Origin of the sequence: Micromonospora sp. NPDC049523, assembly GCF_040676775.1 — a bacterium.
Lineage (GTDB): Bacteria > Actinomycetota > Actinomycetes > Mycobacteriales > Micromonosporaceae > Micromonospora_G.
In genome coordinates this window covers 346,403-372,164 of the sequence record NZ_JBFAPP010000003.1, presented here as the reverse complement: position 1 = coordinate 372,164, position 25,762 = coordinate 346,403, and the positions used below count along the sequence as shown (strand labels likewise).

Sequence of the window (25,762 nt, the reverse complement as noted above, 5' to 3'; positions counted from 1 at the left end):
GACTCAAGTATGGAACGACAACTGACAGATTTCAAATTCTGTCAGCAGATTGCGACTGTTACCGTCGTCACCATGGTCGGGCGCCGGCCTGGAACGCGGCACCGAACCGGCGAAGATGGCCCGGTGACCCTCCGCTTCGTGCTCGATCCCGAGCTGACCGCAGCGCTCCGGCAACAGCTCGTCACGCTCTGGACGGAGGTGACCAATGCCGGAGGTGCCGTCGGTTTTGTCGCTCCGGTCACCGAGGAACAGGTCCGGCCGGTGGCGGACGACGCGTTCGCCGGCATCGACGCCGGACCGGACCGGCTGCTGGTCGGCTACGCGGACAGCGGCGCACCGGTCGCCTTCCTGATCTTCGCGTCCAACCGGTTCGCGCTGAAAGAGCACTGGCGCGTACTCAAGCGGGTGATGGTGCACCCCGACCGGCAAGGCACCGGCTACGGCGCGGCGCTGATGGGCGAGGCCGAACGGCTCGGCCGCAAGCTGGGCCTGGAGGCACTCCAGGTGACCGTCCGGGGCGGCCTGAACCTGGAACGGTTCTACGAGCGCTGCGGATACCGCGAGGTCGGGCGGCTGCCCGGCGCGCTGCGACTCGCCCCGGGCGACGACCGGGACGAGATCCTGATGTGGCTGCCGCTGGTCTGACCAGGCGGAACGCCAGGTCCGATCGCCGCCAGCAGCCGGCGGCACGGGCGCGGAGAGTGGTTCATGGCCAGCGCGGCGACGCGCGGACCAGGTCCATCGACTCCGCGAAAGGCCAGACCATGCACGTTGTTCCCGGGCTCAAGGTGCTCTACTTCGGCACCCCCGTGGTGCTGATCAGCTCCCGCAACCCCGACGGCAGCACCAACCTGGCACCGATGTCGTCGGCCTGGTGGCTGGGCCGGTCCGCCATGCTCGGCCTCGGCAACAGCGGACGGACGACGGCGAACCTGCTCCGCGAGCGCGAGTGCGTACTCAACCTGCCGTCGTCGTCGATGGTCGACGCGGTCGACCGGATCGCGCTCACCACCGGCCGACCCGACGTGCCGGAGCACAAGCTGGCGCAGGGCTACCGGTACGAGCCAGACAAGTTCGCCCTGGCCGGGCTGACCGAACAGCCGTCGGAACTGGTCGCGCCACCTCGGGTCGCGCAGTGTCCGATCCAGCTCGAATGCCGGGTCATCGAGGCGTACCCCTTCGGCCCCACCCCCGACTGCACCGCCTTCCAGGTCGAGGTGCTCCGCGCCCACGTCGAGGAGAGCCTGGTCATCCCCGGTACGCACCACGTCGACCCGATCGGCTGGGATCCACTGATCATGAAGTTCTGCGAGTTCTTCGGCGGCGGCGGGAACGTACACCCGTCCCGGCTGGCCGACGGCTGGAACATGCCGCACCAGCTCGCCCGGGTGAACGGGACAGTCGACGCAGTCGGCCCATAAGAGTTGCAAAGCGCTACTACGGTCGGTCCCGGATCGTCCATCCGGGAGGAAACATGCGGAAACCACCACGCAAGCTGTCCTCGTTCTGGCTCGGCACGCTGGTCACGGCCGTACTGGTCGGCGGGCTGGCGAGTCCCGCCGCCGCCCGACCCGCACCCGCCGAACGACCGGGGCACGGCGGCCTGCCGGTCGCGGCACTCGACGCGGGCCTCGCCGGGATCACCACCGCCGGCATGATCGGTGTCTTCGCCGAGGCACGCGACGGCCGGGCCACCTGGCGCGGCGCCAGCGGCATCGCCGACATCAACACCGGCCGACCGGTACGCCCCGACTTCCGTCACCGGGTCGGCAGCGTCACCAAGACCTTCGTCTCCGCCACCGTGCTGCAACTCGTGGGCGAGGGCAGGATCTCGCTGGACGCACCGGTCCGGCGCTACCTGCCCGGCCTGATGCCGGACGACACCGTGACCGTACGGATGCTGCTCGGCCACCGCAGTGGGATCGGCAGCTACGACCATGTCCTGCTCGCCACGCCGGAGCTGATCGAGCAGCATCGGAACACCACCTTCACGCCCCGCGAGCTGGCCCGGGTCGGGCTGGACATGCCGGCGACGAACCCGCCCGGCGCGGCCTTCTTCTACTCGAACACCAACTACATCCTGGCCGGGCTGATCGTGGAGCGGGTGACCGGCCGCCCCGCCGCCGAGGAGGTCAGCCGGCGGATCCTGCGGCCGCTGGGCCTGCGTGACACCTACTTCCCCGGCACCGACCCGCGCATCGCCGGCCCACACAGCCGGGGCTACGTGCCCTGGTACGAGGGAGAGCTGCGGGACTTCACCGTCTACAACATGTCCTGGGGCCAGATGGCCGGTGAGCTGATCTCGACCACCGCCGACCTGGACACCTTCTACCGCGCCCTGCTCGGCGGCCGACTGCTGCGCCCCGCCCAACAGGCCGACCTGCTGCGCTTCCTGCCGACCGGTACCGGACTGGGCTACGGGCTCGGCCTGTTGTCGCTCCCCCTGGCCTGCGGCGACGCGTACGGACACGACGGTCAGGTGCTCGGCTACAACACGCTTTCGCTGCACTCCCCCGACGGCAGACGACAGGTGAGCGTGGCCCAGAACGTCAGCCACTACCAGTACCCCGGTGACCCGATCAGCGTGGCACTCTTCCAGCTCATCGACACCGCGCTCTGCGGTCCAGAAAGCACGGACGCGGCCCGTACCTCCGTGGTGCGGACCTTGCCCCTCACCCCGGGCCCGGGGCTCCTGCCCCCCGCCCGGCTCCCCTAGCCCGCAGCGCCCGCCGATCCGGGGCAAGTCGTCGTCGACGAACGCCGCTTGCCCTGGATCGCGGGCGGGGCCGGGGGCCGGGGGCGGTTCAGTCTGATTTGCGGGCTATCAGAAATGCCGCCTGCTTTTTCGGCTGCACCTGGGTCGGCTCCCAGATCGTCGTGAGCATGACCTGGAATCCGGCCTCGGTCAGCATCTCCGTGACGGCTTCCGGGCGACGGTAGTAGAGGACCAGGTCGACGTCGTAGCCCCACGCCTCGGCGAAGTGCTTCGGAGCGTCGCCCATCTGGAACAACAGCATCAGCGGTGCTCCTGGGACCAGCACCCGGTGGAACTCGGCCAGCACGCCCGGCAACTCCTGGTCGGGGATGTGGATGGTCGAGTACCAGGCGTTCAGGCCCGACAGGCTCTGGTCGGGATGGTCGAGACCGGTCATCGAGCCGACCTCGAAGCGCAGCTCCGGATAGTTGGCCCGGGCCTGTTCCACCATCCCCGGCGACAGGTCGACCCCGAACACGTCGAGCCCCTGCTCGCGCAGGAACGCCGTCACATGCCCCGGCCCGCACCCCACGTCGGCGGTCGGCCCGGACACCACCTCACCGGCCCGGCCCGACGCCAGCTCGGCGAAGAGCGTCAGCTGGCTCCGCAGCACCGGCTGCTCGGCCAGCTCGTCGGCGAAGCGGGCGGAATAGCCGGCGGCCACGAAGTCGTACGAGGAACGGGTCGAGTCGAGGAAGGCCAGATCGCTCATGGCCCGAACCTATCCGCCCCCTCCGCCGCCCCGAAGTCCGGTGGGACAGATCGGATACGGCACCCCACGACGTCCGTGCGGCGGCGGGCGGTCAGCAGGAGGAGGTGTTGACGGGGTCGGTGTTGACGAGGGCTTCGACGGTCGCCGCCGGGGTGGTGGGGGCCGCCGAGGTCGGTGACGGCGGGGCCGGGGTGGCGCTCACGGTCGGGGACGGTTGGGCCGGGGGCGAAGAGCTGGGTGTACGGGCGGTGCCGGCCGGCGTACCGGCGCCGGAGAGCGAAACCGTGCTGCGTTGGAGCTGCTCCGGGGCCATCCGGATGTTGGTGGCGGTCGTCTGGTGCCCGTACACGTCGGTGACCCTGATGCTGTACGGGCCGGCGCCGAGCCCACCGTCGATGATCCAGTAGTTGTAGTCCTGGCGGGCCGCCGCGCGGAAGCCGCCGCTGGGTCCCTTCGCCTCGACCGAGCGGAGCGGGTTGCCGTGGTTGCCCACCTGCACCGCGAACCACCACTGCGAGGCACCGTCCTTCATCCGGAAGGTGAGCCCTCCCTTGACCGGTGGGTCGACCACCGCCCGGTACGTCACCGGCACGACGCCCTGTGACCGATCGGCGATCCGGGCGAACGCCTCGTCGGAGAGGTCGATGTGGCCGGGTGCGCAGCCGGCGCACTGGTCCATGACCACGACCCGGACCTTGCCCTTCGGACCGGTCACGTCGAGGTAACCGCCGCAGGCCGCCGCTTTGGCGTACTCGCTCGGGCCGAGTGCGACGTAGAGCCGGTCGGCCGGGGCGCTCGGGAAGGAGCAGTTGCCGCCGGATCCCTGCGAGTCGTAGAAGCTGGCCTTTCCCTTGTGGACGGTGTTGCCGGTGGGTGGCGCCGCGCAGGCCGGTGCGGCCCCGGAGCGTACGGCGAGGGTGATGCCGAGTACGGCGGCCAGGGCGGCGACACCGGCACCGGTCAACCAGTGCCGGATCCGTCGATTCGACCGGCGCGTACCGCTGTCGCCGGCCGGTGTGCCATTCTCTGAGGCCGTACCGGGTGCAGTCACGGCGTCCGATGTTGCCGCACCACCTCCACCGGCGCAACAGCCGCGTCCGGGCTACGCCCGGCCCGGTCCGACCGGTCAGCCGAGCAGTTCTACCGTGTCGCCCACGTTGACGGTGCGGCCTTCGTGCGGGCCGCGCTCGGCCTCGACCGTCATCTGGAGGCCGAAGAGGAGCTTCTGGCCGATGTTCCGCCGCGCGGCGAGCATCCGCAGTGGTTCCTGCCCCCGCTCCCCGGTCTCCTGGTCGATGGTCGCGACCAGGCAGCGGCCGCATTCGTTGGCGCCGTGGAACACCGCCCCGCCGATCCGGATCCGCCGGCCGACCCACTCCCCCTCGGCCCACGGCTCGGCGCCGCGGATCACCAGGTTGGGGCGGAACTGGCTCATCGGCAGCGGCCCCTCGACGCTGCCCGACTCCAGCAGCCAGTTGTTGAACGCGTCCAGCGACGCGGTGTTGGTCAGCAGCAGCGGGGTGCCGTCGGCGAAGCTCACCTCGGCGCCGGAGCCCGCCGGGACCTGCCAGGGGACCAGGTTGGCGTTCGGGTCACCGAGCCAGACCAGCCGGACCTCGCGTCCCAGCAGCCGCTTGAGCCAGTCGTCGGCATGCTGGCCGGCGGCGCGTACCGGCGAGGGAGGACGACCAGAGAACACCCGGACCTGGATCGGCTCGCCGCCGGTCGGTTCGGCCAGGTCGAGCGGAGCCAGTCCCGGCGCGGCCAGGCTCAGCCCTCCCGGCCGCGACACCGCCCGCAGCGTCACCAGTTCCCGGTGCTGGCGCTGGGTGAGGCCGATCCCGCGTTCGTCCACGATCAGCCAGCGCCGGTCGCCGTCCAGGCCCCACGGCTCGACCCGGGCCGTGTCCCGGTCCATCCGACGGCAGCCCTTCACCGGGTACGTGTGAATCGAGGCGACTCGCATTCGGCCAGGATCGCATGACGTCGGCGACCGCCGGGCGCCTCGGACTACCAGGCGACTCCGATGCCGTCGCCGGGGAACCAGTGCCGGGCCGGTGTCTCCCGGTAGGCGAGGAACCGCCGGCCGGTCCGCTCGGCGTGCTCGGCGAGCACGTTGGTGACGGTGACGTTGTCGGTGAGCAGCCGGGCGCCCGGTGCCAGCTTCGGCTCGACCGCCTCGAACTCGTTGCGCTCGTGCCCGGCGCTGTGGTCGCTGTCGTGCAGGAACAGGTCGACCGGCCGGTCCAGTTCCCGGATCGAGGCGATCGAGTCGCCGATGACCAGGTCGACGACCTCGGACCAGGGTTCGGCCCGGGCGAGGTAGCCGGCCTCGGGGTTGATGTCGAGCGAGGTGACCCGGCCGGGATGACCCTCGGCGGTGTTACGCAGCAGTGCCGCGGCGAGTACGCAGGTGCCGAGCCCCTTGTCCACGCCGGTCTCGACGACGTGTGCGGGCCGGGTCGCCCGGACGATCGCGTACCAGCCGATCCGGCGGGCGTAGCGCACGTGCCGGTCGGCCAGGCCCCGGCGCGCGGAGGAGGCGGTGGTCCGCTCGATGTGCTGCCGCAGCGGGTGGTCGGACTCAATCTCGGCCAGGTAGTCCCGGATCTGCTTGACCGGCGTGTCGGTGATGACGCTGACGAACCAGGCGAGGTGCTCGCGGCTGAGCCGGGTCAGGTCGTAGGTGTAGTTGTGGTGTTCGCGGGAGGTGAGCAGCCAGCGGGCGGAGACGCCGAGCACGCGGGCGTCGTGCCGGGCCACCCGGAGCAACCGTTTCGGGAAGGCCGCGACGGGCGCGAGCGGGGTACGGGCGATGGTGCGCCGGAACCTGGTCCCATTCACGATGTTGGTTGTATCACGTCTCTCCGGGCGGGACACGCGCCGCCACGTTGGGCCGCACCTCATTGCCAGGTGAATGATTTCATGCATAGAGTGCTTCCGTGAATGACGATTCACTTGTCCGAGATGCGGTAATGGTCGCTGTTCCCGAGCGACCTGCCGCTGCGCCCGAGCTACCTGCCGCTGCGCCCGAGTCGAACATCGGGGTCGCGGTCACGCCGCCGACGGACCAGGTCCTCGACCTGTTCCACGGCATCCGGCTGACCCCGACGCAACGACGGATCGCGCACAGCCTGGTCCAGCACGCCGCCTCGGCGGCGTACCTGTCGGCGGCCGAGATCGCCGAACTCGCCCAGGTCAGCCAGCCGTCGGTCACCCGTTTCGCGATCGCGCTCGGCTACGACGGCTACCCCGCCCTGCGCCGACGGCTGCGTGAGATCACCGCCGTCGAGCGGGGCCGACCGGCGTCCGGCGTACCGGCGGGCAACGAACTGCAGCGGGCGGTCAGCGCCGAGGTGGAGAACCTGCACCAGCTCGCCGAACAGCTCGCCGACCCGGACAAGGTGACCGCTGCCGGGGCACTGCTCGCCAACAGCCGCCCGCTGCCGGTGCTCGGGCTGCGCGCCGCCGCCCCGCTGGCCGCGTACTTCGCGTACTTCGCCGCCAAGGTGCACCCGGACGTACGCGTACTCGACACCGGCGGCAGCCTGCTCGCCGACCGGCTCGACCAGGCCCGTACGGCCGGCGCCAGCGCACTGCTCGCCATCGTGCTGCCGCGCTACCCGCGCGAGTCCCTCGACGCGCTCCGCGAGGCGCGGCACGCCGGGCTCTCCATCGTGGTGATCACCGACTCGGCGGTCAGCCCGGCCGCCGAGTACGCCGACATCGTGCTGCCCGCCGCGGTCGGCGCCCAACTCGTGTTCGACCTGCACACCGCCCCGATGACGCTGGCCATGGTGCTGCTCCAGGCGATCTGCGACGCCGCACCCAGCCACACCCAGCGCCGGTTGGAGGAGTTCGAACAGTCCGCCGCCCGCCGCCAGGTGTTCCTCACCTGAGTCCCCACTCCCCCACCGTTGCGCCAGGAGACCCCGATGTACCAGCCCGTTCGCGCCGCGCGCGGCAGTACCCGTACCGCAGTTGGTTGGGCCCAGGAAGCGGCCATGCGGATGCTGATGAACAACCTCGACCCGGAGGTGGCCGAGCGCCCCGAGGACCTGGTCGTGTACGGCGGCACCGGCCGCGCCGCCCGTGACTGGCCCTCGTACCACGCGCTGATCCGGACCCTGACCGAGCTGCGCGACGACGAGACGATGCTGGTGCAGTCCGGCCGCCCGGTCGGGGTGTTGCGTACGCACGAGTGGGCGCCCCGGGTGCTGCTGGCCAACTCGAACCTGGTCGGTGACTGGGCCACCTGGCCCGAGTTCCGTCGCCTGGAACACCTCGGTCTGACCATGTATGGGCAGATGACCGCTGGCTCGTGGATCTACATCGGTACGCAAGGTATTTTGCAGGGCACCTACGAGACCTTCGCCGCGGTCGCCGCCAAGCGGTTCGACAACACCCTCGCCGGCACCCTCACCCTCACCGCGGGCTGCGGCGGCATGGGCGGCGCCCAGCCGCTGGCGGTCACCATGAACGGCGGCGCCTGCCTGATCGTCGACGTCGACCCGGAACGGCTCGCCCGCCGGGTCCGGGACCGCTACCTCGACCAGATCGCGGACAACCTGGACGAGGCGGTCGAGGCGGTGCTGGCGGCCAAGCGGGAACGCAGGGCGCTGTCGGTCGGTGTGGTCGGCAACGCGGCCGTGGTCTTCCCCGAACTGCTCGTACGCGGCGTCGAGGTCGACATCGTGACCGACCAGACCAGCGCCCACGACCCGCTCTCCTACCTGCCGGTGGGTGTCGAACTCGCCGACGCGGCCGAGTACGCCGCCGCCAAGCCAGCCGAGTTCACCGACCGGGCGCGGGCCTCGATGGCCCGGCACGTGGCCGCGATGGTCGGCTTCCTGGACGCCGGTGCCGAGGTCTTCGACTACGGCAACTCGATCCGCGGCGAGGCCCAACTCGCCGGGTACGAGCGCGCCTTCGACTTCCCCGGTTTTGTGCCGGCGTACATCCGGCCGCTGTTCACCGAGGGCCGGGGGCCGTTCCGCTGGGCGGCGCTCTCCGGCGACCCGGCCGACATCGCCGCCACCGACCGGGCCGTACTGGAACTGTTCCCGGAGAACGAGTCACTGGCCCGGTGGATCCGGCTCGCTGGGGAACGGGTCGCGTTCCAGGGGCTGCCGGCGCGGATCTGCTGGCTCGGTTACGGCGAGCGGGACCGGGCCGGGGTCCGGTTCAACGAGATGGTCGCCTCCGGCGAGTTGTCGGCCCCGGTGGTGATCGGGCGGGACCACCTGGACGCCGGGTCGGTCGCCTCGCCGTACCGGGAGACCGAGGCGATGGCCGACGGATCGGATGCGATCGCCGACTGGCCGCTGCTGAATGCGCTGGTCAACACCGCCAGCGGGGCATCATGGGTGTCCATCCACCACGGTGGCGGGGTGGGCATCGGCCGGTCGATCCACGCCGGGCAGGTCTGCGTCGCCGACGGCACCGCGCTCGCCGGCCAGAAGATCGAACGCGTACTCACCAACGACCCGGCGATGGGGGTGCTCCGCCACGTCGACGCGGGTTACCCCAGCGCCGCCGAGGTGGCCACCCGTACCGGGCTGCCGGTGCCGATGGACCGGGCGTAGGGAGGGGTACGCGTTGTCGACGACGGTGACCGAGGGATCCGACGGGGTAACGGCGTTCCGGGCGCTGTGGGACGAGATCGCGCCGATCGGCCGTGATCCGGTCAGCGGCGGCTACCTGCGGTACGCGTTCGGTGAGGCGGAACTGTGGTTACGGGACTGGTTCCGGCGGCAGGCCGCCGACCGGGGCCTGCCGGTCGAGCAGGACGGCAACGGCAACCTGTTCGCCTGGTGGGGCGACCCCGGTCGGGGCGACGCGGTGCTGGTCGGCAGCCACTTCGACTCGGTACCGCACGGCGGCGGCTACGACGGTCCGCTCGGCATCGTCAGCGCCTTCCTCGCGCTCGACCGGCTGCGCGTACAGGGGCGGGTGCCGCACCGGCCGATCGGGGTGGTCGCGTTCGCCGAGGAGGAAGGCGGGCGGTTCGGCGTACCGTGCCTCGGGTCCCGGCTGCTCACCGGCGAACTGCCGGTGGAACGGGCGGCGGCGCTCACCGACCGGGACGGGACCACCCTGGCCGAGGCGCTCGGTGCCCGGCCGGCGGGTGCCCGACCGGACCTGCTCGGCCGGATCGGCGCCTTCGTCGAGTTGCACATCGAACAGGGCCGGGCCCTGGTCGACCTGGGCGCACCGGTCGGTGTGGCCAGCGGGATCTGGCCGCACGGGCGCTGGCGGATGGACTTCACCGGCGAGGCGAACCATGCCGGCACGACCAGGATGAGCGACCGGCGCGACCCGATGCTGACGTACGCGTTCACGGTCCTCGCCGCGAACAAGGAGGCCCGGCGCTGCGGCGCGCAGGCCACCGTCGGGCGGGTCGAGGTCGAACCGAACGCCACCAACGCGGTGCCGTCGCTGGTCCGCGGCTGGTTGGACGCCCGCGCGGCCGAGGTCGCCACGCTCGATGCCCTGGTCGAGGCCGTCGGGCAGAAGGCGTCCGAGCGGGCGGTCCGGGACGGGACCGGCGTACGGCTGACAGCCGAGTCGGTCACCCCGCTGGTCGAGTTCGACGGCGGCCTGATCGAGCTGTTCCGGCGGGTGCTGGACGACGGCGTACCGGTGCTGCCGACCGCCGCCGGGCACGACGCCGGGGTGCTCGCCCCGCTGCTGCCCACGGCGATGCTGTTCGTCCGCAACCCCACCGGGGTGTCGCACTCGCCGGCCGAGACCGCCGGTGACGACGACTGCGCCGCCGGGGTGACCCGGCTCGCCGACGTGCTGGCCGCCCTGGCCTGCGGACCCGCTGCGGAACCGACCGCCGCCCGAAGCAGCGGCGGCGGGGGCAGCGGCGGCGGGGGCAGCGGCGGCGGGGGCGACACGGACTTCGAACCGGTGGAGGACGCATGAGCACACGACGGTTCCACGCCGAGTACGCCTGGCTGCCCGGCGACGAGGCGCCGACGCCCGACGTGCTGATCGAGGTCGACGACGGCAGGTTCAGCGGTGTGACCGCCGGGGTGCAGGTGCCGCCAGGCGTGCACCGGCTGCCGGGGGTCACCCTGCCGGGGCTGGCGAACACCCACTCGCACGCGTTCCACCGGGCGTTACGCGGTCACACCCACACCGGCGGCGGTACGTTCTGGAGCTGGCGGGACCGGATGTACGAGGTCGCCGGACGACTCGACCCGGACACCTACCTCGCCCTGGCCAGAGCCACGTACGCCGAGATGGCGCTGGCCGGGATCACCTGCGTGGGCGAGTTCCACTACCTGCACCACCAGCCCGACGGCAGCCCGTACGCCGAACCGAACGTGATGGGTGCCGCGCTGGTCGAGGCCGCCGCCCAGGCCGGTGTCCGGCTCACCCTGCTGGACACGCTCTACCTGACCTCCACCGTGGACGGTGAGCCGCTGCACGGGGTGCAACGGCGGTTCGGCGACCGGGACGTGGACGCCTGGTCGGACCGGCACGGCAAACTGCCGTCCGCGCCGCATCTGCGGCTCGGTGCCGCGCTGCACTCGGTACGGGCGGTCCCGCTCGGTGCGCTGTCCAGCTTCGCCTACCGCAACAGCGGCGGGCCGCTGCACTTCCACCTGTCCGAGCAGCGGGCCGAGAACGACGCCTGCCTCGCCACCCACGGCTGCACCCCGGTCCAGCTCCTGGCCGACATGGGCGTACTCGGGCCGACCGCGACCGCGGTGCACGCCACCCACCTGAGCGAGGACGGGGTGGCCCTGCTCGGCGAGACCGGCACCGGCACCTGCCTCTGCCCGACCACCGAACGGGACCTGGCCGACGGGATCGGACCGGCCCGCGCCCTCGCCGACGCCGGCAGCCCGCTGAGCCTCGGTTCGGACAGCCACGCCGTGATCGACCTGTTCGAGGAGGCGCGTGCGGTCGAACTCGACGAGCGGCTGCGTACCGAGCGGCGCGGGCACTTCGGCCCGGCCGAACTCACCCACGCCGCCACCGCCGCCGGGCACACCGCGCTGGGCTGGGCCGACGCCGGCACGATCGCCGCCGGCTTCCGGGCCGACCTGGTCACGGTCCGGCTGGACAGCGTACGGACCGCCGCGGTGCCGCCGGCCGGGGTTTTCTTCGCGGCCACCGCCGCCGACGTCACCGACGTGCTGGTCGACGGTCGGGTGGTGGTCCGCGACGGCCGGCATGTGTCGATCGACGTGCCCGCGGAGCTTCGCCGGTCGATCGCGCAGGTGTGGCGGTGAGCGTCCACCCGGGGCCGAGCCTGCTGGTCGACAACATCGGTGAGCTGGTCACCAACGAGCCGTACGGCGAGGCCGGGCCGCTCGGCATCCGGCGCCGGGCGGCGCTGCTGGTCGAGGACGGCCGGATCGCCTGGCTCGGCCCGGCGAAGTACGCCCCGGCCGCCGACGGGCGGATCGACGCCGACGGTGCGGCGGTGCTGCCCGGATTCGTGGACAGCCACTCGCACCTGGTCTTCGCCGGTGACCGGGCACCGGAGTTCGCGGCCCGGATGGCCGGTCAGCCGTACACCGGCGGCGGGATCCGGACCACGGTCGGGGCAACCCGCGCCGCCAGCGACGACACGCTGCGGGCCAACGTCTCCCGGCTGCGGATCGAGGCGCTGCGCCAGGGCACCACCACGATCGAGATCAAGAGCGGGTACGGGCTCAGCGTCACTGACGAGGCCCGCTCGCTGCGGATCGCCGGTGAGTTCAGCACCGAGACCACCTTCCTCGGCGCGCACGTAGTCCCACCCGAGTACGCCGACCGGCCCGACGACTACGTCAGCCTGGTCTGCGGGCCGATGCTGCGCGCCGCCCTGCCGTACGCCCGCTGGATCGACGTGTTCTGCGAACGGGGCGCGTTCGACGCCGACCACGCCCGCGCGATCCTCACCGTCGGCCAGGCCGCCGGTCTCGGTCTACGACTGCACGCCAACCAGCTCGGCCCCGGCCCGGGGGTACAGCTCGCCGTGGAACTCGGCGCCGCCAGCGCCGACCACTGCACCCACCTGACCGACGCCGACGTGGACGCGCTCGCCTCCACCACCGTCGACTGGACCTCCGGTTCGGAAACCACCACCGTCGCGACCCTGCTGCCGGGGGCGGAGTTCTCCACCCGGTCGCCGTACCCGGACGCGCGGCGCCTGCTGGACGCACGGGTCACGGTCGCGCTCGCCACGGACTGCAACCCCGGCTCGTCGTACACCTCGTCGATGCCGTTCTGCATCGCTCTCGCCGTACGCGAAATGGGGATGACCCCGGCGGAGGCGGTCTGGGCCGCGACCGCCGGAGGGGCGCGGGCGCTGCGCCGCGACGACGTCGGCGTGCTGCGCCGGGGCGCGCGGGCCGACCTGACCATCCTCGACGCGCCCTCGTATCTGCACCTGGCCTACCGGCCAGGGGTACCGCTGATCCGCCAGGTCCTGCACAACGGAGTACCCCAATGTCAGTAGTCACCGTCACCCCCGCAGGCGTCACCCCCGCCGACGTCGTCGCCGTCGCCCGCGGCTCGGCCACGGTCGTGCTCGCCCCCGCCACCATCGCGGCGATGGAGACCAGCCGGGCGATCGTGGACCGGATCGAACAGGACGGCCGCCCGGTCTACGGGGTTTCCACCGGCTTCGGCGCGCTCGCCAACACGTTCGTCGCGCCCGAGCGCCGGGCCGAGTTGCAGCACGCGCTGATCCGTTCCCACGCCGCCGGGATCGGTGCCCCGATGCCCCGCGAGGTGGTCCGGGCCATGATGCTGCTGCGCGTACGCTCCCTCGCGCTCGGCCACTCCGGGGTACGGCCACTGGTCGCGCAGTCCCTGGTCGACCTGCTCAACCACGACATCACCCCGTGGGTGCCCGAACACGGCTCGCTCGGCGCCTCCGGTGACCTGGCCCCGCTGGCGCACTGCGCGCTGGCGCTGCTCGGCGAGGGCTGGATCCTCGGCAAGGGCGGCGGCACCCGCGAGGACGCATCGGTGGCCCTGCACCGGGCCGGGCTGGCCCCGATCGAGCTGGCCGCGAAGGAGGGGCTGGCGCTGATCAACGGCACCGACGGCATGCTCGGCATGCTGCTGCTCGCGACCGGCGACGCGGAACACCTGTTCGCGATGGCCGACGTCACCGCCGCCCTGGCGATCGAGGCGATGCTCGGCACCGACCGGCCGTTCCAGCCCGAGTTGCACAGCATCCGCCCGCATCCGGGGCAGGCCGTCTCGGCGGCGAACATCCACCGACTGCTCCAGGGCTCCGGCATCATGGACTCGCACCGCAACGACCTGGTACACGCCGTCCAGGACGCGTACTCGATGCGCTGCGCCCCGCAGGTGGCCGGCGCCGCCCGGGACACCCTCGGTTTCGTCACCTCGGTCGCCGGTCGGGAACTCCTCTCCGTGGTGGACAACCCGGTGGTGCTGCCGGACGGTCGGGTCGAGTCGACCGGTAACTTCCACGGCGCCCCGCTCGGCTTCGCCGCCGACTTCCTCGCCATCGCCGCCGCCGAGGTGGGCGCGATCTCGGAACGCCGGGTGGACCGGCTGCTCGACATCACCCGCAACCGGGACCTGCCGGCGTTCCTCACCCCGGACGCCGGGGTCAACTCCGGGCTGATGATCGCCCAGTACACCGCGGCCGGGATCGTGGCGGAGAACCGCCGGCTCGCCGCCCCGGCCTCGGTGGACTCGCTGCCCACCAGCGGCATGCAGGAGGACCACGTCTCGATGGGCTGGGCGGCCACCCGCAAACTCCGTACGGTGCTGGACAACCTGACCAGCCTGCTCGCGGTGGAACTGCTGGCCGCCGTACGCGGACTGCAACTGCGCGCCCCGCTGACCCCGTCACCGGCCGGTCGGGCCGCGGTGAACGCGGTGGCCCGGTTCGCCGGGGAACCCGGCCCGGACATCTTCCTGGCCCCGGCCCTGGAGTCCGCCCGCGCGGTGGTTTCCGGCCCGGACCTGCGCACCGCGATCGAGTCCGCGATCGGCCCGCTGGCGTGACCGTCGGCCCGCTGGCACACGAAAGTGCCCCTTCCCGTCGCTTCTCGCGCGGGAAGGGGCACTTGTCGATGCCGGTGGGGTCAGCCGGGTAGCAGCACCTTGGCGATCACCTTCGCCAGGGCGCGCAGCGCCTTGCCCCGGTGGCTGACCGCGTCCTTCTCGGTCGGGGAGAGTTCGGCGTTCGTACGGTCCTGGCCGTCACCGAGGAAGATCGGGTCGTAGCCGAAGCCGCCCTCGCCCCGCGGAGCGCGCAGCAGCCGTCCGGTCTGCCTGCCGTCGACCAGGTGTTCCTTGCCGCCGGGCAGCACCAGCGCCACCGCGCAGACGAAGGCGGCGCCCCGGTGCTCGTCCGGTACGTCACCGGTCTGCCCGAGCAGCAGTTCCAGGTTGGCCCGGTCGTCGCCGTGCCGACCGGACCAGCGGGCGCTGAACACGCCGGGCATGCCGTTGAGCGCGTCCACGGCCAGGCCGGAGTCGTCGGCCACCGTCGGCAGGCCGGTGTGCTTGACCCCCTCGCGCGCCTTCAGCAGGGCGTTCTCGCCGAACGTGAGCCCGGTCTCCGGCACCTCCTGGTACGTGGGCAGGTCGGCCAGGCCGACCAGCTCGATCCGTTGTGGACCGAGCGCCCCGTCCAGGATGCGCTGCAGTTCGACCAGCTTCTTCTTGTTGCGGGTCGCCAGCAGCACCCGGGTCATCTGCTCTCCTCGTTCCACTCTCAGCCGGCCAGGGCCTTGCGTTGGGCGTCGGCCAGCTCCGCGCAGCCGAGCACCCCGAGGTCGAGCAGGGCGTCGAGCTGGTCGCGGGCGAAGACATTGGCCTCACCGGTCCCCTGCACCTCGACGAAGTCCCCGGAGCCGGTGCAGACGATGTTCATGTCCACCTCGGCCGCCACGTCCTCCAGGTAGTTCAGGTCGAGCCGGGGCTCACCGTCGACGATGCCGACGCTGACCGCGGCGACCGAACGGTGCATCACCGTGGCCGGCTTACCGGCCAGTGCCTTGCGTGCGGCCAGCCAGCCGACCGCGTCGTGCAGGGCGACGTACGCGCCGGTGACCGAGGCGGTACGGGTCCCCCCGTCGGCCTGCAGTACGTCACAGTCGAGCACTATCGAGTTCTCGCCCAGCGCCTTCAGGTCGATGCAGGCCCGCAGGCTGCGGCCGATCAGCCGGGAGATCTCCTGCGTCCGGCCGCCGATGCGGCCCTTGACGCTCTCCCGGTCGGAGCGGGTGGTGGTGGCCCGGGGCAGCATCGAGTATTCGGCGGTGACCCAGCCGAGACCGGAGCCCTTGCGCCAGCGGGGCACCCCCTCGGTGACGCTCGCCGTGCAGAGCACCCGGGTCTGGCCGAACTCGACGAGCACGGACCCTTCCGGGTGCACGCTCCACTGCCGGGTCAGTGTCACCGGCCGGAGTTCATCGGGCTGCCGCCCATCAGGTCGTGCCATGGGGGCAGCCTATGTGTTACACCGCAGCCCGCCGCCCTGGGGCACCCCGGTCCGCCGGAACAGACTCGTGAGCCCGGCGGGCTGGCCGGGCCGGCGGCACGGGTCAGGCCGGGACGGCGAGTCCGACCGGGGCGTCGTGGGCGCGGAGAAATCCCTCGACCGATGCGGCCCAGCCGAACTGCTCCGCGCGGGCGCGGGCGGTGGCCCGGCGTTCCGGCTCCGGCCGGCCCAGCAGGGTCACGATCGCCTCGGCGAACGCCTCACCGGTGCCGTCGGCACCGAGCCCTGCCGCCCCGACCACCTCCGGCAACGCGCTGGCGGCGTTCACCACTACCGGCGTACCGCAGGCGAGCGCCTCCAGACCGGCGAGCCCGAACGTCTCCACCGGCCCCGGCGCCACCACCACGTCCGCACTGGCCAGCAGGCCGGCGACCCGGTCGCGGTCGGGCAGGAAGCCGGTGAAGTGCACCGGCAGCCCGGCGGCCCGTTGACCGAGCGCGGTCCGGCGGGGCCCGTCACCGACCACCACCAGCGTCGCCGGCACGCCACCGGCCCGCAGCGCCGCCAGCGCGTCGATCGCCAGGTCGGGCCGCTTCTCCGGCGACAGCCGGCTGCAGTGCACCAGCAGCACCTCGCCGTCGGCGGCGTACTCGGCACGTAGGGCCGGGTTGTGCCGGTCGGGGTGGAAGGCGTCGAGGTCGACCCCGAGCGGCACCTGGGTCAGGTTCGGTGCGCCGATCCGGCGGAACTCCGCCGCCGCCCAGTCGGTGGTGCAGACCACCCGGTCGTACGTGGCCGCGCTGCGCCCGTTGAGCCGGTCGGCCAGCCGCTGCCCGATCGCCGCCGGGGCACCCCAGACACCGAGCAGCCCGGTCAGGCTCTCGTGCGACACCATCAGCGACGGGATCCCGTTGGCCCTCGCCCAGGCGCCGGTCCAGCGCAGGGTCGAGCGGTCCGAGACCTCCAGCCGGTCCGGCTCCAGTTCCTCCAGCAGCCGGCGCAACCGGCGGCGGCCGGCGAGCACCCGGTAGCCGCCGGTGCCGGGCAGCACCGGTCCGGGCAGGGTGACGACCCGGTCCGGGCCGATCATCTCGTCCGCGGCGCGCTCGCCGGGAACGATCAGCACGGGTTCGTGTCCGGCCGCCCGGTAGCCGGCGCCGAGGCAGCGCAGCGCGGTGCGCAGCCCGCCGGAGCGGGGCGTGACGAAGTTCGCCAGCCGGACGATGCGCAGCGCCGTCACGCGGCGATCCGGCGTGGGGCCGCGACTCCGGCGCCGGACAGCACCGCCCGGTAGTGCCCGATCAGTTCGTCACCGACCGCCGCCCAGGTGCGGTTGGCCACCCAGGTCCGGGCCGCGAGGCCGTACGCCCGGCGGCGCTCGGCGTCACCGGCCAGGTCGGCGACCGCGTCGGCGAGCGCGGCACCGTCCTCCGGCGCCACCAGGGTTCCGGTCACTCCGGTCTCGACCAGGTCGAGCGGGCCGCCGGCGGCCGGCGCGACCACCGGCAGGCCGCTGGCCAGCGCCTCCTGGACGGTCTGCCCGAAGGTCTCGTACGGGCCGCTGTGCACGAAGATGTCCAGGCTCGCGTAGAGCCGGGCGAGTTCCGACCCCTGCCGGGCGCCGAGGAAGAGTGCGTCGGGCAGGGCCCGTTCCAGGTCCCGCCGGGCCGGACCGTCCCCGACGACGACCAGCCGTACGCCGGGCAGCCGGGAGGCGGCCGCGAGCAGTTCCACCCGCTTCTCCACCGCGAGCCGGCCGACGTAGCCGACCAGCAGTTCGCCGTTCGGGGCGAGCGTCGCGCGTACCTCGTCGCTGCGCAGCGCCGGGTCGAAGCGGACGCTGTCGACACCTCGGCGCCACAACCACACCCGCTGTACGCCGTGCGTGACCAGGTCCGCGGCGGACCGGGTGGACGGGGCGAGGGTACGGTCGGCGGCGTTGTGGATGTTGCGCAGCCAGCGCCAGGCGGCGGCCTCGCCCCAGCCGAGCCGGTAATGGCGGGCGTACGCGGCCAGGTCGGTCTGGTAGACCGCCAGGGTCGGCAGGTCGAGTTGACCGGCCACGGCCATGCCCCGGGCACCGAGCACGAACGGGCTGGCCAGGTGGACGACGTCCGGGGCGTGCTGGTTCAGCGCGTCGGCGAGTCGGGCGGACGGCAGCCCGAGCCGGAAGCTGCGGTAGCGGGGCACGGCCACGCTCGGCACCCGAATCACCGGGTACGGGTGGTCGCCGGGTACACCACGGGTGGCTGACGACGGCGCCGGAGCGATCACGATCGGGGTGTGCCCCCGGTGGACCAGGTGCTCGGCGACGCGGACGACGGAATGCGCCACACCATTGACATCCGGCGGGAAGGACTCCGTGACGATCGCGATGCGCATGCGCTCACCGTGGAACCCGTGCTGGTGCGGCGGGCGACGGCTAGCTGACCGGTTGGCAAACAGTGCCGCACAAGATGTCGCCGTCGATGTCCGACCCGTTGTCAGATGTCGTAGCGGGCACCTGGTCGGGCGATTTCCACCGGCCCGGCGAAGGCCGACGCGGCGGCCTCGTGGGTCAGCGCCTCGCTCCCCCAGGCGCTGACCAGGTGGGTCAGCACCAGCCGTCCGACCTCCGACTTGGTGGCGATCTCGCCGGCCTCGCGCCCGGTCAGGTGCAGGTCCGGAGGGTTGTCCACGCCGTCGAGGTAGCTCGCCTCGCAGAGGAACAGGTCGGCGCCCTGGGCCAGCCGCAGCAGCGCCTCGCAGGGCGCGGTGTCGGAGGAGTACGCGAGCGACCGGCCGTTGTGCTCCAGGCGTACGCCGTAGGTTTCGACGGGGTGGTTGACCCGGTCGACGGTGACCGTGAACGGGCCGATCGGGAAGCTGCCCGGCTGTAGGCCGTAGAAGGTGTAGACGTCGTCGACGCCGGTCTCCTCCTGGCTGTACGCGGCGGCGAGCCGGTCCGGCGCGCCGGCCGGTGCGTACACCGGCAGTGGCGGGTACGGCCCGTCGGGGGCGTACCGGCGCACGACGACGTAGGTGACCGCGTCGAGGATGTGGTCGCAGTGCAGGTGGGTGAGGAGGATCGCGTCGACCGCGTGCAGCCCGGCGTAGCGCTGCAGGGCGGTCAGGGACCCGGAACCGAAGTCGACCAGCAGGCGGAATCCGTCAGCCTCGATCAGGTAGGCCGAACAGGCCGCCTCGGGACCCGGGAAGCTCCCGGCACAGCCCAGAACAGTCAGTCGCATCCGGTCGTCCTGAAGTTACCGATGGTCACGGACAGCCCGCCGACCAATGAGTAGACGATCTTTGCCGGCGCCTCTGTCACGGTGCGCAGCCTACGCTTCGACACCGGGAGCAAAGAAAAAACTGGTGCTTGTTGTCGCCAAGGTGACACCCGCTCCACCCTCCGCCTCCCACTTGGGCCGAACGACTTCACGTACCTCGCCGTTACGCCCTGTCACGCCTGAGCGTTGCATCAGGTGACAAGTCCCGCCGACGGTGGCGGGCGACGATCTGGACCAGGACGGTGCACCGTGCCCACCGAGGCTGACATGACGACTGGCGCCCCGCAGCGGGAGACGGCCACGGCGGCGGTCGCTCTGGGCACCGTACCGCTGGTGGCGACCGGCGCGATCCGGCCGGCGACGCCCACCGGTCATCCGGCGGCCACCGACCCGCCGGAGACGGCGTACGCCGCCGCACCGCCCGTGGCACGGGCCGCGGCACAGGTACGCCCCGCGTACGCCGCACCGGACGACGGCGCGACCCTGGCGCCGCAGCCGCCCCTGGTGCCCTGGGCGGCGCCGACGGCGGACCATCCGATCTGCACCCGGCGGGCGGGGCCCCGAGGCACCAGCCGGCAGATCCTCGGCGTCTGCGGCTGGGCCACCGCGCTGGGTCTGATCGGGCTCGCCACCGGGCTGCGGGGACTGGTCGCGATCGTGGCGGGAGCGGCACCGGACTGGTACGAGTCGACGATGGCCGGCGTCGGGCTGGGCGGCGTCGCGCTGACCATGGTCGCGTTCCTCTCCGTCCGGCACCCTCGACTGCCCTGGATCATGCTGAGTCTGGCCACGCTGCCGCTCGCGGTCAACCTGGCACTGACCCTCACCGCGCTGTAACGCGGCGAGGGTCTCAGGCCCAGAGTTGACCCTCCAGGGCTTCCTCGGCATCGCTGAGCGTGCCGCCGTAGGCGCCGGTGGAGAGGTACTTCCAGCCGCCGTCGGCGACCACGAACGCGACGTCGGCCCGACGACCGGCGCGTACGGCCTCGTGCGCCACCGCCAGCGCGGCGTGCAGGATCGCACCGGTGGAGAATCCGGCGAAGATGCCCTCCACCTCGACCAGTTGCCGGGTACGCAGCACCGCGTCGCGGGTGCCGACGGAGAACCGCCGACTCAGTACGGTCGCGTCGTACAACTCGGGCACGTAGCCCTCGTCGATGTTGCGCAGCCCGTAGACCAGTTCGCCGTACCGGGGCTCGGCGGCGACGATCTCGATCTCCTCGACCTTCTCCCGCAGGTAGCGGCCGGTGCCCATCAGGGTGCCGGTGGTACCCAGCCCGGCCACGAAGTGCGTGATCGTCGGCAGGTCCTGGAGCAGTTCGGGGCCGGTGGTCTCGTAGTGCGCCCGCGCGTTGGCCTCGTTGCCGTACTGGAACAGCATCACCCAGTCCGGGTGCTCGGCCGCGATCTGCTTCGCCGTCGCCACCGCCTGGTTGGAGCCGCCCGCGGCCGGCGAGAAAATGATCTCCGCGCCGTACATCCGGAGCAGTTGCACCCGTTCGGTGGAGACGTTCTCCGGCATCACGCAGACCAGCCGGTAGCCGTGCAGCTTCGCCACCATGGCCAGCGAGATGCCGGTATTGCCACTGGTCGGTTCCAGGATCGTGTCGCCCGGCCGGAGCCGGCCGGCTTCCTCGGCCGCCCGGACCATGTGCAGGGCCGGCCGGTCCTTGATGCTGCCGGTCGGGTTGCGGTCCTCGAGCTTGGCCCACAGCCGCACCGGCGGTGCCCCTTCGGGCACCGTCGGCGAGAGGCGCGGCAGACCCACCAGCGGCGTGCCGCCGCAGGCGTCGAGCAGGTTGTCGTACCGCGCCACGGCGGCCGCCTCAGCGAGTGGTGACCGGTGCGCGGCGACCAGCCGCCGCGCTGTGCGAGATGATCGCCGCGGCCGCCGCGAAGCCGAACGCGCCGCCGGCCACGGCCGGCAGGATGGTCACGGTGTCACCGTCGGAGACCTTCGCGTCCAGGGCGCCGAGGAAACGTACGTCCTCGTCGTTGACGTAGACGTTGACGAACCGGTGCAGCGCGCCCTCGTCGGTGACCAGCCGGCCGCGCAGGCCGGCGTGGTTCGAGTCCAGGTTGGACAGCAGCTCGGCGAGGGTGTCCCCGGCGCCTTCGACGATCTTCGCGCCGCCGGTGTAGCTGCGCAGGATGGTGGGGATGCGAACCTCGATGGCCATGGTGTTACTCCTAAAGATGCGACGGTTTCGGGGGAAAAAGGGACTACGGACAGGGCGCCACCCGCGAGCGGGTCAGCGGCCGGAACACTCGTAGTCGACCGTCGTCGGGCTCTGCCCGAACATGTAGGACTGCACGGCGTGCGGATCCACCGCGGCCTCGACGATCTCGACCGGCTCCTCGGTGACCACGCCGTCCACGATGCGGAACGAGCGGATCTCCTCGTCGTCCGGGTCACGGGTGGAGACCAGCAGGTAGTGCGCGCCCGGTTCACCGGCGAAGGAGACGTCGGTGCGGGACGGGTAGGCCTCGGTCGCGGTGTGCGAGTGGTAGATCACCACCGGCTCCTCGTCCCGGTCGTCCATCTCCCGCCACACCCGCAGGTGCTCCATCGAGTCGAACTCGTAGAAGGTCATCGAACGGGCGGCGTTGTCCATCGGGATATGACGGGTCGGCCGGTCGCTGCCGACCGGCCCGGCGACCACACCGCAGGCCTCGTCGGGGTGGTCCCGACGGGCATGCGCGACGATCGCGTCGCGGATCGCCCGGTCGATGCTCAGCACGGCACCAGCTTACCGCCTGTTTCGGCGCCCCGGCGGGGGCCACCTCACCCGTGCACCCCCAGGCGGGTTAAGCCGGTCACGGGGAGGGAAGCTGTTAAGTCGAGATGTGATCCAAGGAGGGCTCCGTAATGAAGAACCGCCGTATCGGCGCCGTCGAGGTGAGCGCGATCGGCCTCGGTGGCATGCCGATGTCGATCGAGGGCCGCCCGGAGGACGAGGACCGGTCGATCCGGACCATCCACGCCGCGCTCGACGCCGGTGTCACCCTGATCGACACCGCCGACGCCTACCACCAGTACGCCGACGAGGTCGGCCACAACGAGTCGCTGATCGCCCGCGCCCTGGGCAGCTACGGCGGCGACACCTCGGACGTACTGGTCGCCACGAAGGGCGGGATGTTCCGTCCCGGCGACGGCACCTGGCTGACCGACGGCCGGCCGGAGCACATCCGGGCGGCCTGTGAGGCGTCGCTCAAGCGGCTGGGCGTCGACTCGATCGGCCTCTACCAGCACCACCGCCCCGACCCCTCGGTCCCGTACGCCGACTCGATCGGTGCCGTACGTGACCTGCTCGACGAGGGCAAGATCCAGATGGCCGGCATCTCCAACGCCAACCCGGACCAGATCCGGCAGGCGCAGGAGATCCTCGGCGGTCGACTGGTCTCGGTGCAGAACCAGTTCTCGCCCGCGTTCCGCAGTTCCGAGCCGGAGCTGCTGCTCTGCGACGAGCTGGGGATCGCGTTCCTGCCCTGGTCCCCGCTGGGCGGGATCGCCCAGGCGAGCGAACTGGGCAGCCGGTTCCAGCCGTTCGCCGACGTCGCCGCCGCCCGGGGCGTCAGCCCGCAGCAGATCTGCCTGGCCTGGCACCTGGCCCAGTCGCCGGTGGTCATCCCGATCCCCGGCGCGAGCCGGCCGGAGTCGATCCTCGACTCGGTGGCCGCCACCGCGCTGACCCTGGACGACGACGAACTGGCCACCCTCACCTTCGGCTGAGCCACGGTCACGGCGAAGGGCCCCGGGTTCGCACCCGGGGCCCTTCGGCGTACGTGTGGTCTAGTCGACCAGGGCGTTGAGCAGGGACTCCTGGAGGTAGCCGAGGTAGGCGTAGACGGAGAGCTGGAACACCCGGCTCGACGTCGGGTCCTGCAGGATCGCCTGGTCGAGCTCGTCACCCAGGTCGGTGCCGTCCTTGATCTCCAGCCGTACGCCCATCGCCAGCCGGGCGTCGTTGAGGGCGCGCAGCCACGCCTCGGCCGCCTCGGGATCGAGACGTACCTCACCACCGGTCTCCGGCGGCAGCCCGGCCAGGATCGCCCCGGCCTGGTCGATCTTGCCGGTCTTCAGGTCGCCCTCGGTGTAACGGCGGAACTCGGCCGAGTTGGTCGGGTCTTCGGGGTAGATGTCCGGAAAGAGCCGACCGACCACTGGATCGTCATGATCGAAGCCGTCGGTCAGCAGGCCGACCACCTCACCGGCGACCTTGCGCAGCACCCGTACCTCGTCCGCGGCGAAGGTGGCCACGCAGTGTTCGCCGTACCGACGGAACATGCTCACTCCGATTCCCCGCTGCCCTCGTGCGCCCGACCGGCCCGGTTCGCCCGGTGCCCACTATTCACGACCGGTCGACTGTCGCCCAGAGTCCGTAGCCGTGCAACTGTGCCGCGTCGTGCTCCATCCGCTCACGGGCGCCGCTGGACACCACCGCGCGACCCTTGTGGTGTACGTCGAGCATGAGCTGCTCGGCCTTCTCGTGGCTGTAGCCGAAGAGTTTCTGCAGCACCCAGGTGACGTAGGACATCAGATTCACCGGATCGTCCCAGACGATGGTGACCCAGGCCCGGTCGGAAACCGGCACCTCCTCGGTGTCCGGCGTCTCGACTGGTGCGATCTGGGGAGCCGCCATGCCCTCCATCGTGCCACTGCCCCACGGGAACTGTTGAACCGGAACGCCGCCGATGTCCGGAAGTTGGCCCGGGAAGATCTCCGGCAGTTGGCGCGGGCGCATGCCTAGGCGAGCAGGATGCCGTGGTCGACGGCGTCGTTCAGCACCGTACCCAGGGAGAGCTGGACCGCCTCGAACCGTCTGGTCAGCTCGCGGGCCAGCTCCAGCTCGACCTCCCGCAGCGCCCGCTGGAGCCAGGACCGGCCCTTGGGTATGTCGGCGTTCGCCGGGTTGCGCCAGTGCTGGTAGCAGCCGCCGGACAGGCCGGCGCCGATCGGCGGCAGCACCACCCCGCCCAGTTCACCGGGGTACGCCGCCAGCGCCGACACCGCCCGCGCACCGGTGACCGTGGCCACCCCACCGGTGCTCGTGACGAGCAGCACCCGGGCCAGTTCGCGTCCGCCGCGCTCCTCGGCGAACCCCCACCGTACGGCGACCGCCACCCGTCGACGTACCGCCTCGTCCGGCGGCTCGCCGAAGACCCGGGTGAGGGTTTCGGTCAGGATCTCCTCCACGCCCAGGTCGGATTCGGCGACCGCGCGCAGCGACAGGGCGTGCAGTTCGCGGTCCAACGCCCCGGGCAGTGCCCGGCAGCCGCCACCGAACACGAGTTCCTGCACGCAGCGCAGGTGGATGTGGGCGAGTTCGAGGGCGAGGTGCTGGCGTAGCCGGTGGGCCCGGGTGTGCACCTCGCGGTCGAGCCAGTCGGCCCAGTCCGACTCGTGCGCGTCCTCGGCCACCGGCACGGTACGGGTGGCGTTCGGCGGCACCGGGGGATTCGCGGCGACCCGTCGCATCGCCTCCCGGTCCGCCCAGTCGATCAGCTGGCCGCGGAGCGGGCCGGTGTCCCCGTACTCCGGGTCGACGGCGAACCAGTCCGCCTCGGCCAGGGCCGGCACCGCGGCCAGCAGGGCGGCCCGATGAGCGGCGAGGATCACCCGGACAGGGCCGGGATCGCGCGGATCGAGCAGGTAACCGATCTCCGGGCCGAGGTCGTCCTCCGTACGCAGCGGGCCGAGGCCGGCGTCGGCCTCCGGCCAGCCGTCCGGGCCCGGGGTGACCGCGAAGAAGACCTTCGCCTCGCCCCGCGCGACCTGGGTCAGCAGGTCCAGGTCGGCCAGGCCCAACGCCTGGTCGGCGGAGATCACGAACAGCAGCGCGCCGGACCGCTCGACCACGTCGAGCAGGACCCGGGTGCCGGCCAGACCGAGACTCCCGGTGTCCGGCGCGTCGACCAGGTCGAAGCGGCGCAGCAACGGCTCGGGGTGGGTCAGTTCGACCCGGCGGGGCGGGCGGGCCAGGGCCGGACCGGCGGTGTTCGCCTCGGTGGCGTACCCGTGCGCTTCCCGGTAACCGGGCACGTACGCGGCGCCGGTGACCTGCCTGCCGTGCCGTACCACCAGGTAGCTGCCCTCCGGTGCGCGCAGCCCGGACTCGTCGGTGTCGAGCAGGGCGGCGAGCACGGCGGCGCGACCCGCTCCGGCAGGTCCGACGGCTACCACGGCGAGCGGTTCGTCGGGCGCGGGGTCGACCAGCGCGGCGTCGACGCGGGGCCGTTCGGCGCCGGTCGGGGCGGGGCCGGGCTGCGCGCGTACGGTCGTCGGGTCCGGCGCCTCACCGGGACGGTCGCCGTCGGAACCGGCGAACGTACGGATCGGACCGGGGTCCGGTCGGTCGCCACCCGTACCGGCGGTGTCGGCCGGGCCGGAACCGGTGCTGCTGTACCGAGGTCCGGACTCCATGCGGCGCCCTCCCTGAACCAACTGGCGGGTCCGACGGATCACGCCGGACAGGTACGAGTCCGGCATTAACACCGAACAAAGAGAACGCTACGTGTCGATGCCCGCACGCTGCGAGCAGCGTTGTTACTCATCGGGAACCGTAGCCATACTCATCTCCGGCGCG

The 25,762-nt window shown here is 72.1% G+C and carries 25 protein-coding genes and 1 pseudogene; 11 read left to right on the top strand and 15 right to left on the bottom strand.

Going from position 1 to position 25,762, the window contains the following annotated elements:
* Window positions 1-123: 123 nt before the first annotated feature.
* The 3 genes from AB0J90_RS06300 to AB0J90_RS06290 all read left to right on the top strand — a co-directional run bounded on the left by AB0J90_RS06300 (window position 124) and on the right by AB0J90_RS06290 (window position 2,716).
* The gene (locus tag AB0J90_RS06300) at window positions 124-645 is read left to right on the top strand and encodes a GNAT family N-acetyltransferase (protein WP_363592747.1); all 522 of its coding nucleotides are present in this window, start codon (window positions 124-126) and stop codon (window positions 643-645) included.
* 119 nt (window positions 646-764) lie between these two features.
* The gene (locus AB0J90_RS06295) at window positions 765-1,421 is read left to right on the top strand and encodes a flavin reductase family protein (protein ID WP_363592745.1); all 657 of its coding nucleotides are present in this window, start codon (window positions 765-767) and stop codon (window positions 1,419-1,421) included.
* A 53-nt stretch (window positions 1,422-1,474) separates the two neighbouring features.
* Window positions 1,475-2,716 (top strand): serine hydrolase domain-containing protein, encoded by a 1,242-nt coding sequence (locus tag AB0J90_RS06290; RefSeq protein WP_363592743.1) that lies wholly within the window; start codon window positions 1,475-1,477, stop codon window positions 2,714-2,716.
* Between the two features lie 88 nt (window positions 2,717-2,804).
* Here AB0J90_RS06290 and AB0J90_RS06285 read toward each other — a convergent pair whose 3' ends face one another.
* The 4 genes from AB0J90_RS06285 to AB0J90_RS06270 form a co-directional block, all read right to left on the bottom strand.
* Window positions 2,805-3,467 (bottom strand): class I SAM-dependent methyltransferase, encoded by a 663-nt coding sequence (locus AB0J90_RS06285; protein WP_363592741.1) that lies wholly within the window; start codon window positions 3,465-3,467, stop codon window positions 2,805-2,807.
* A 91-nt stretch (window positions 3,468-3,558) separates the two neighbouring features.
* Window positions 3,559-4,431, bottom strand: coding sequence for an expansin EXLX1 family cellulose-binding protein (locus tag AB0J90_RS06280; RefSeq protein ID WP_363592739.1), 873 nt, complete (start codon window positions 4,429-4,431; stop codon window positions 3,559-3,561).
* A gap of 162 nt (window positions 4,432-4,593) precedes the next feature.
* Entirely contained in the window at window positions 4,594-5,433 is an 840-nt protein-coding gene (locus tag AB0J90_RS06275) for an MOSC N-terminal beta barrel domain-containing protein (RefSeq protein ID WP_363592737.1), read from the bottom strand.
* Between the two features lie 44 nt (window positions 5,434-5,477).
* Window positions 5,478-6,311: a class I SAM-dependent methyltransferase gene (locus AB0J90_RS06270; protein WP_363592735.1), complete on the bottom strand. Its 834-nt coding sequence runs from the start codon at window positions 6,309-6,311 to the stop codon at window positions 5,478-5,480.
* A 197-nt stretch (window positions 6,312-6,508) separates the two neighbouring features.
* Here AB0J90_RS06270 and AB0J90_RS06265 point away from each other — a divergent pair, with 197 nt between their 5' ends.
* The 6 genes and pseudogenes from AB0J90_RS06265 to hutH all read left to right on the top strand — a co-directional run bounded on the left by AB0J90_RS06265 (window position 6,509) and on the right by hutH (window position 14,462).
* Window positions 6,509-7,366, top strand: a complete 858-nt coding sequence (locus AB0J90_RS06265; protein ID WP_363592961.1) for a MurR/RpiR family transcriptional regulator — start codon at window positions 6,509-6,511, stop codon at window positions 7,364-7,366.
* A 36-nt stretch (window positions 7,367-7,402) separates the two neighbouring features.
* A complete protein-coding gene (gene hutU, locus AB0J90_RS06260; protein WP_363592733.1) occupies window positions 7,403-9,052 on the top strand; it encodes a urocanate hydratase in 1,650 nt (549 codons plus the stop codon).
* Window positions 9,053-9,065: 13 nt separating this feature from the next.
* Window positions 9,066-10,283, top strand: a pseudogene (locus AB0J90_RS06255) (allantoate amidohydrolase); the annotation flags it as partial.
* A 110-nt stretch (window positions 10,284-10,393) separates the two neighbouring features.
* Entirely contained in the window at window positions 10,394-11,716 is a 1,323-nt protein-coding gene (locus AB0J90_RS06250) for a formimidoylglutamate deiminase (RefSeq protein ID WP_363592731.1), read from the top strand.
* Window positions 11,713-12,930: an imidazolonepropionase gene (hutI, locus tag AB0J90_RS06245; RefSeq protein WP_363592729.1), complete on the top strand. Its 1,218-nt coding sequence runs from the start codon at window positions 11,713-11,715 to the stop codon at window positions 12,928-12,930. The genes AB0J90_RS06250 and hutI overlap by 4 nt, the downstream gene beginning before the upstream one ends.
* Complete coding sequence (gene hutH / locus AB0J90_RS06240; protein ID WP_363592727.1) at window positions 12,921-14,462, top strand: histidine ammonia-lyase; 1,542 nt, start codon at window positions 12,921-12,923, stop codon at window positions 14,460-14,462. The genes hutI and hutH overlap by 10 nt, the downstream gene beginning before the upstream one ends.
* A gap of 80 nt (window positions 14,463-14,542) precedes the next feature.
* Here hutH and rdgB read toward each other — a convergent pair whose 3' ends face one another.
* From rdgB to AB0J90_RS06215, 5 genes are all read right to left on the bottom strand, one after another.
* Entirely contained in the window at window positions 14,543-15,157 is a 615-nt protein-coding gene (rdgB, locus tag AB0J90_RS06235; RefSeq protein WP_363592725.1) for an RdgB/HAM1 family non-canonical purine NTP pyrophosphatase, read from the bottom strand.
* Window positions 15,158-15,177: 20 nt separating this feature from the next.
* A complete protein-coding gene (gene rph / locus AB0J90_RS06230) occupies window positions 15,178-15,906 on the bottom strand; it encodes a ribonuclease PH (RefSeq protein WP_363592723.1) in 729 nt (242 codons plus the stop codon).
* A gap of 103 nt (window positions 15,907-16,009) precedes the next feature.
* Window positions 16,010-17,137, bottom strand: a complete 1,128-nt coding sequence (locus AB0J90_RS06225) for a glycosyltransferase (RefSeq protein WP_363592959.1) — start codon at window positions 17,135-17,137, stop codon at window positions 16,010-16,012.
* A 5-nt stretch (window positions 17,138-17,142) separates the two neighbouring features.
* Complete coding sequence (locus AB0J90_RS06220; RefSeq protein ID WP_363592721.1) at window positions 17,143-18,288, bottom strand: glycosyltransferase family 1 protein; 1,146 nt, start codon at window positions 18,286-18,288, stop codon at window positions 17,143-17,145.
* Between the two features lie 101 nt (window positions 18,289-18,389).
* The gene (locus AB0J90_RS06215; protein ID WP_363592719.1) at window positions 18,390-19,136 is read right to left on the bottom strand and encodes an MBL fold metallo-hydrolase; all 747 of its coding nucleotides are present in this window, start codon (window positions 19,134-19,136) and stop codon (window positions 18,390-18,392) included.
* A 306-nt stretch (window positions 19,137-19,442) separates the two neighbouring features.
* Here AB0J90_RS06215 and AB0J90_RS06210 point away from each other — a divergent pair, with 306 nt between their 5' ends.
* Window positions 19,443-20,012 carry a hypothetical protein gene (locus AB0J90_RS06210; RefSeq protein ID WP_363592717.1) on the top strand — a complete coding sequence of 190 codons (570 nt, stop codon included), beginning with the start codon at window positions 19,443-19,445 and terminating at the stop codon, window positions 20,010-20,012.
* A gap of 13 nt (window positions 20,013-20,025) precedes the next feature.
* Here AB0J90_RS06210 and AB0J90_RS06205 read toward each other — a convergent pair whose 3' ends face one another.
* The 3 genes from AB0J90_RS06205 to AB0J90_RS06195 all read right to left on the bottom strand — a co-directional run bounded on the left by AB0J90_RS06205 (window position 20,026) and on the right by AB0J90_RS06195 (window position 21,916).
* Window positions 20,026-20,991, bottom strand: coding sequence for a pyridoxal-phosphate dependent enzyme (locus AB0J90_RS06205; protein WP_363592715.1), 966 nt, complete (start codon window positions 20,989-20,991; stop codon window positions 20,026-20,028).
* Between the two features lie 10 nt (window positions 20,992-21,001).
* Window positions 21,002-21,355 carry a MoaD/ThiS family protein gene (locus AB0J90_RS06200; RefSeq protein ID WP_363592713.1) on the bottom strand — a complete coding sequence of 118 codons (354 nt, stop codon included), beginning with the start codon at window positions 21,353-21,355 and terminating at the stop codon, window positions 21,002-21,004.
* Window positions 21,356-21,427: 72 nt separating this feature from the next.
* Window positions 21,428-21,916 carry a M67 family metallopeptidase gene (locus AB0J90_RS06195; RefSeq protein WP_363592711.1) on the bottom strand — a complete coding sequence of 163 codons (489 nt, stop codon included), beginning with the start codon at window positions 21,914-21,916 and terminating at the stop codon, window positions 21,428-21,430.
* A 128-nt stretch (window positions 21,917-22,044) separates the two neighbouring features.
* Between AB0J90_RS06195 and AB0J90_RS06190 the strand changes: the two genes are divergently transcribed.
* Entirely contained in the window at window positions 22,045-22,908 is an 864-nt protein-coding gene (locus AB0J90_RS06190) for an aldo/keto reductase (RefSeq protein ID WP_363592709.1), read from the top strand.
* Between the two features lie 60 nt (window positions 22,909-22,968).
* On the opposite strand, the gene AB0J90_RS06185 is transcribed toward AB0J90_RS06190, so the two are convergent.
* The 3 genes from AB0J90_RS06185 to AB0J90_RS06175 all read right to left on the bottom strand — a co-directional run bounded on the left by AB0J90_RS06185 (window position 22,969) and on the right by AB0J90_RS06175 (window position 25,599).
* Window positions 22,969-23,463: a DUF2017 domain-containing protein gene (locus AB0J90_RS06185; RefSeq protein WP_326563010.1), complete on the bottom strand. Its 495-nt coding sequence runs from the start codon at window positions 23,461-23,463 to the stop codon at window positions 22,969-22,971.
* Window positions 23,464-23,527: 64 nt separating this feature from the next.
* Entirely contained in the window at window positions 23,528-23,818 is a 291-nt protein-coding gene (clpS, locus tag AB0J90_RS06180) for an ATP-dependent Clp protease adapter ClpS (protein ID WP_326563011.1), read from the bottom strand.
* A 104-nt stretch (window positions 23,819-23,922) separates the two neighbouring features.
* Entirely contained in the window at window positions 23,923-25,599 is a 1,677-nt protein-coding gene (locus AB0J90_RS06175) for a hypothetical protein (RefSeq protein ID WP_363592707.1), read from the bottom strand.
* Between the last annotated feature and the right edge of the window lie 163 nt (window positions 25,600-25,762).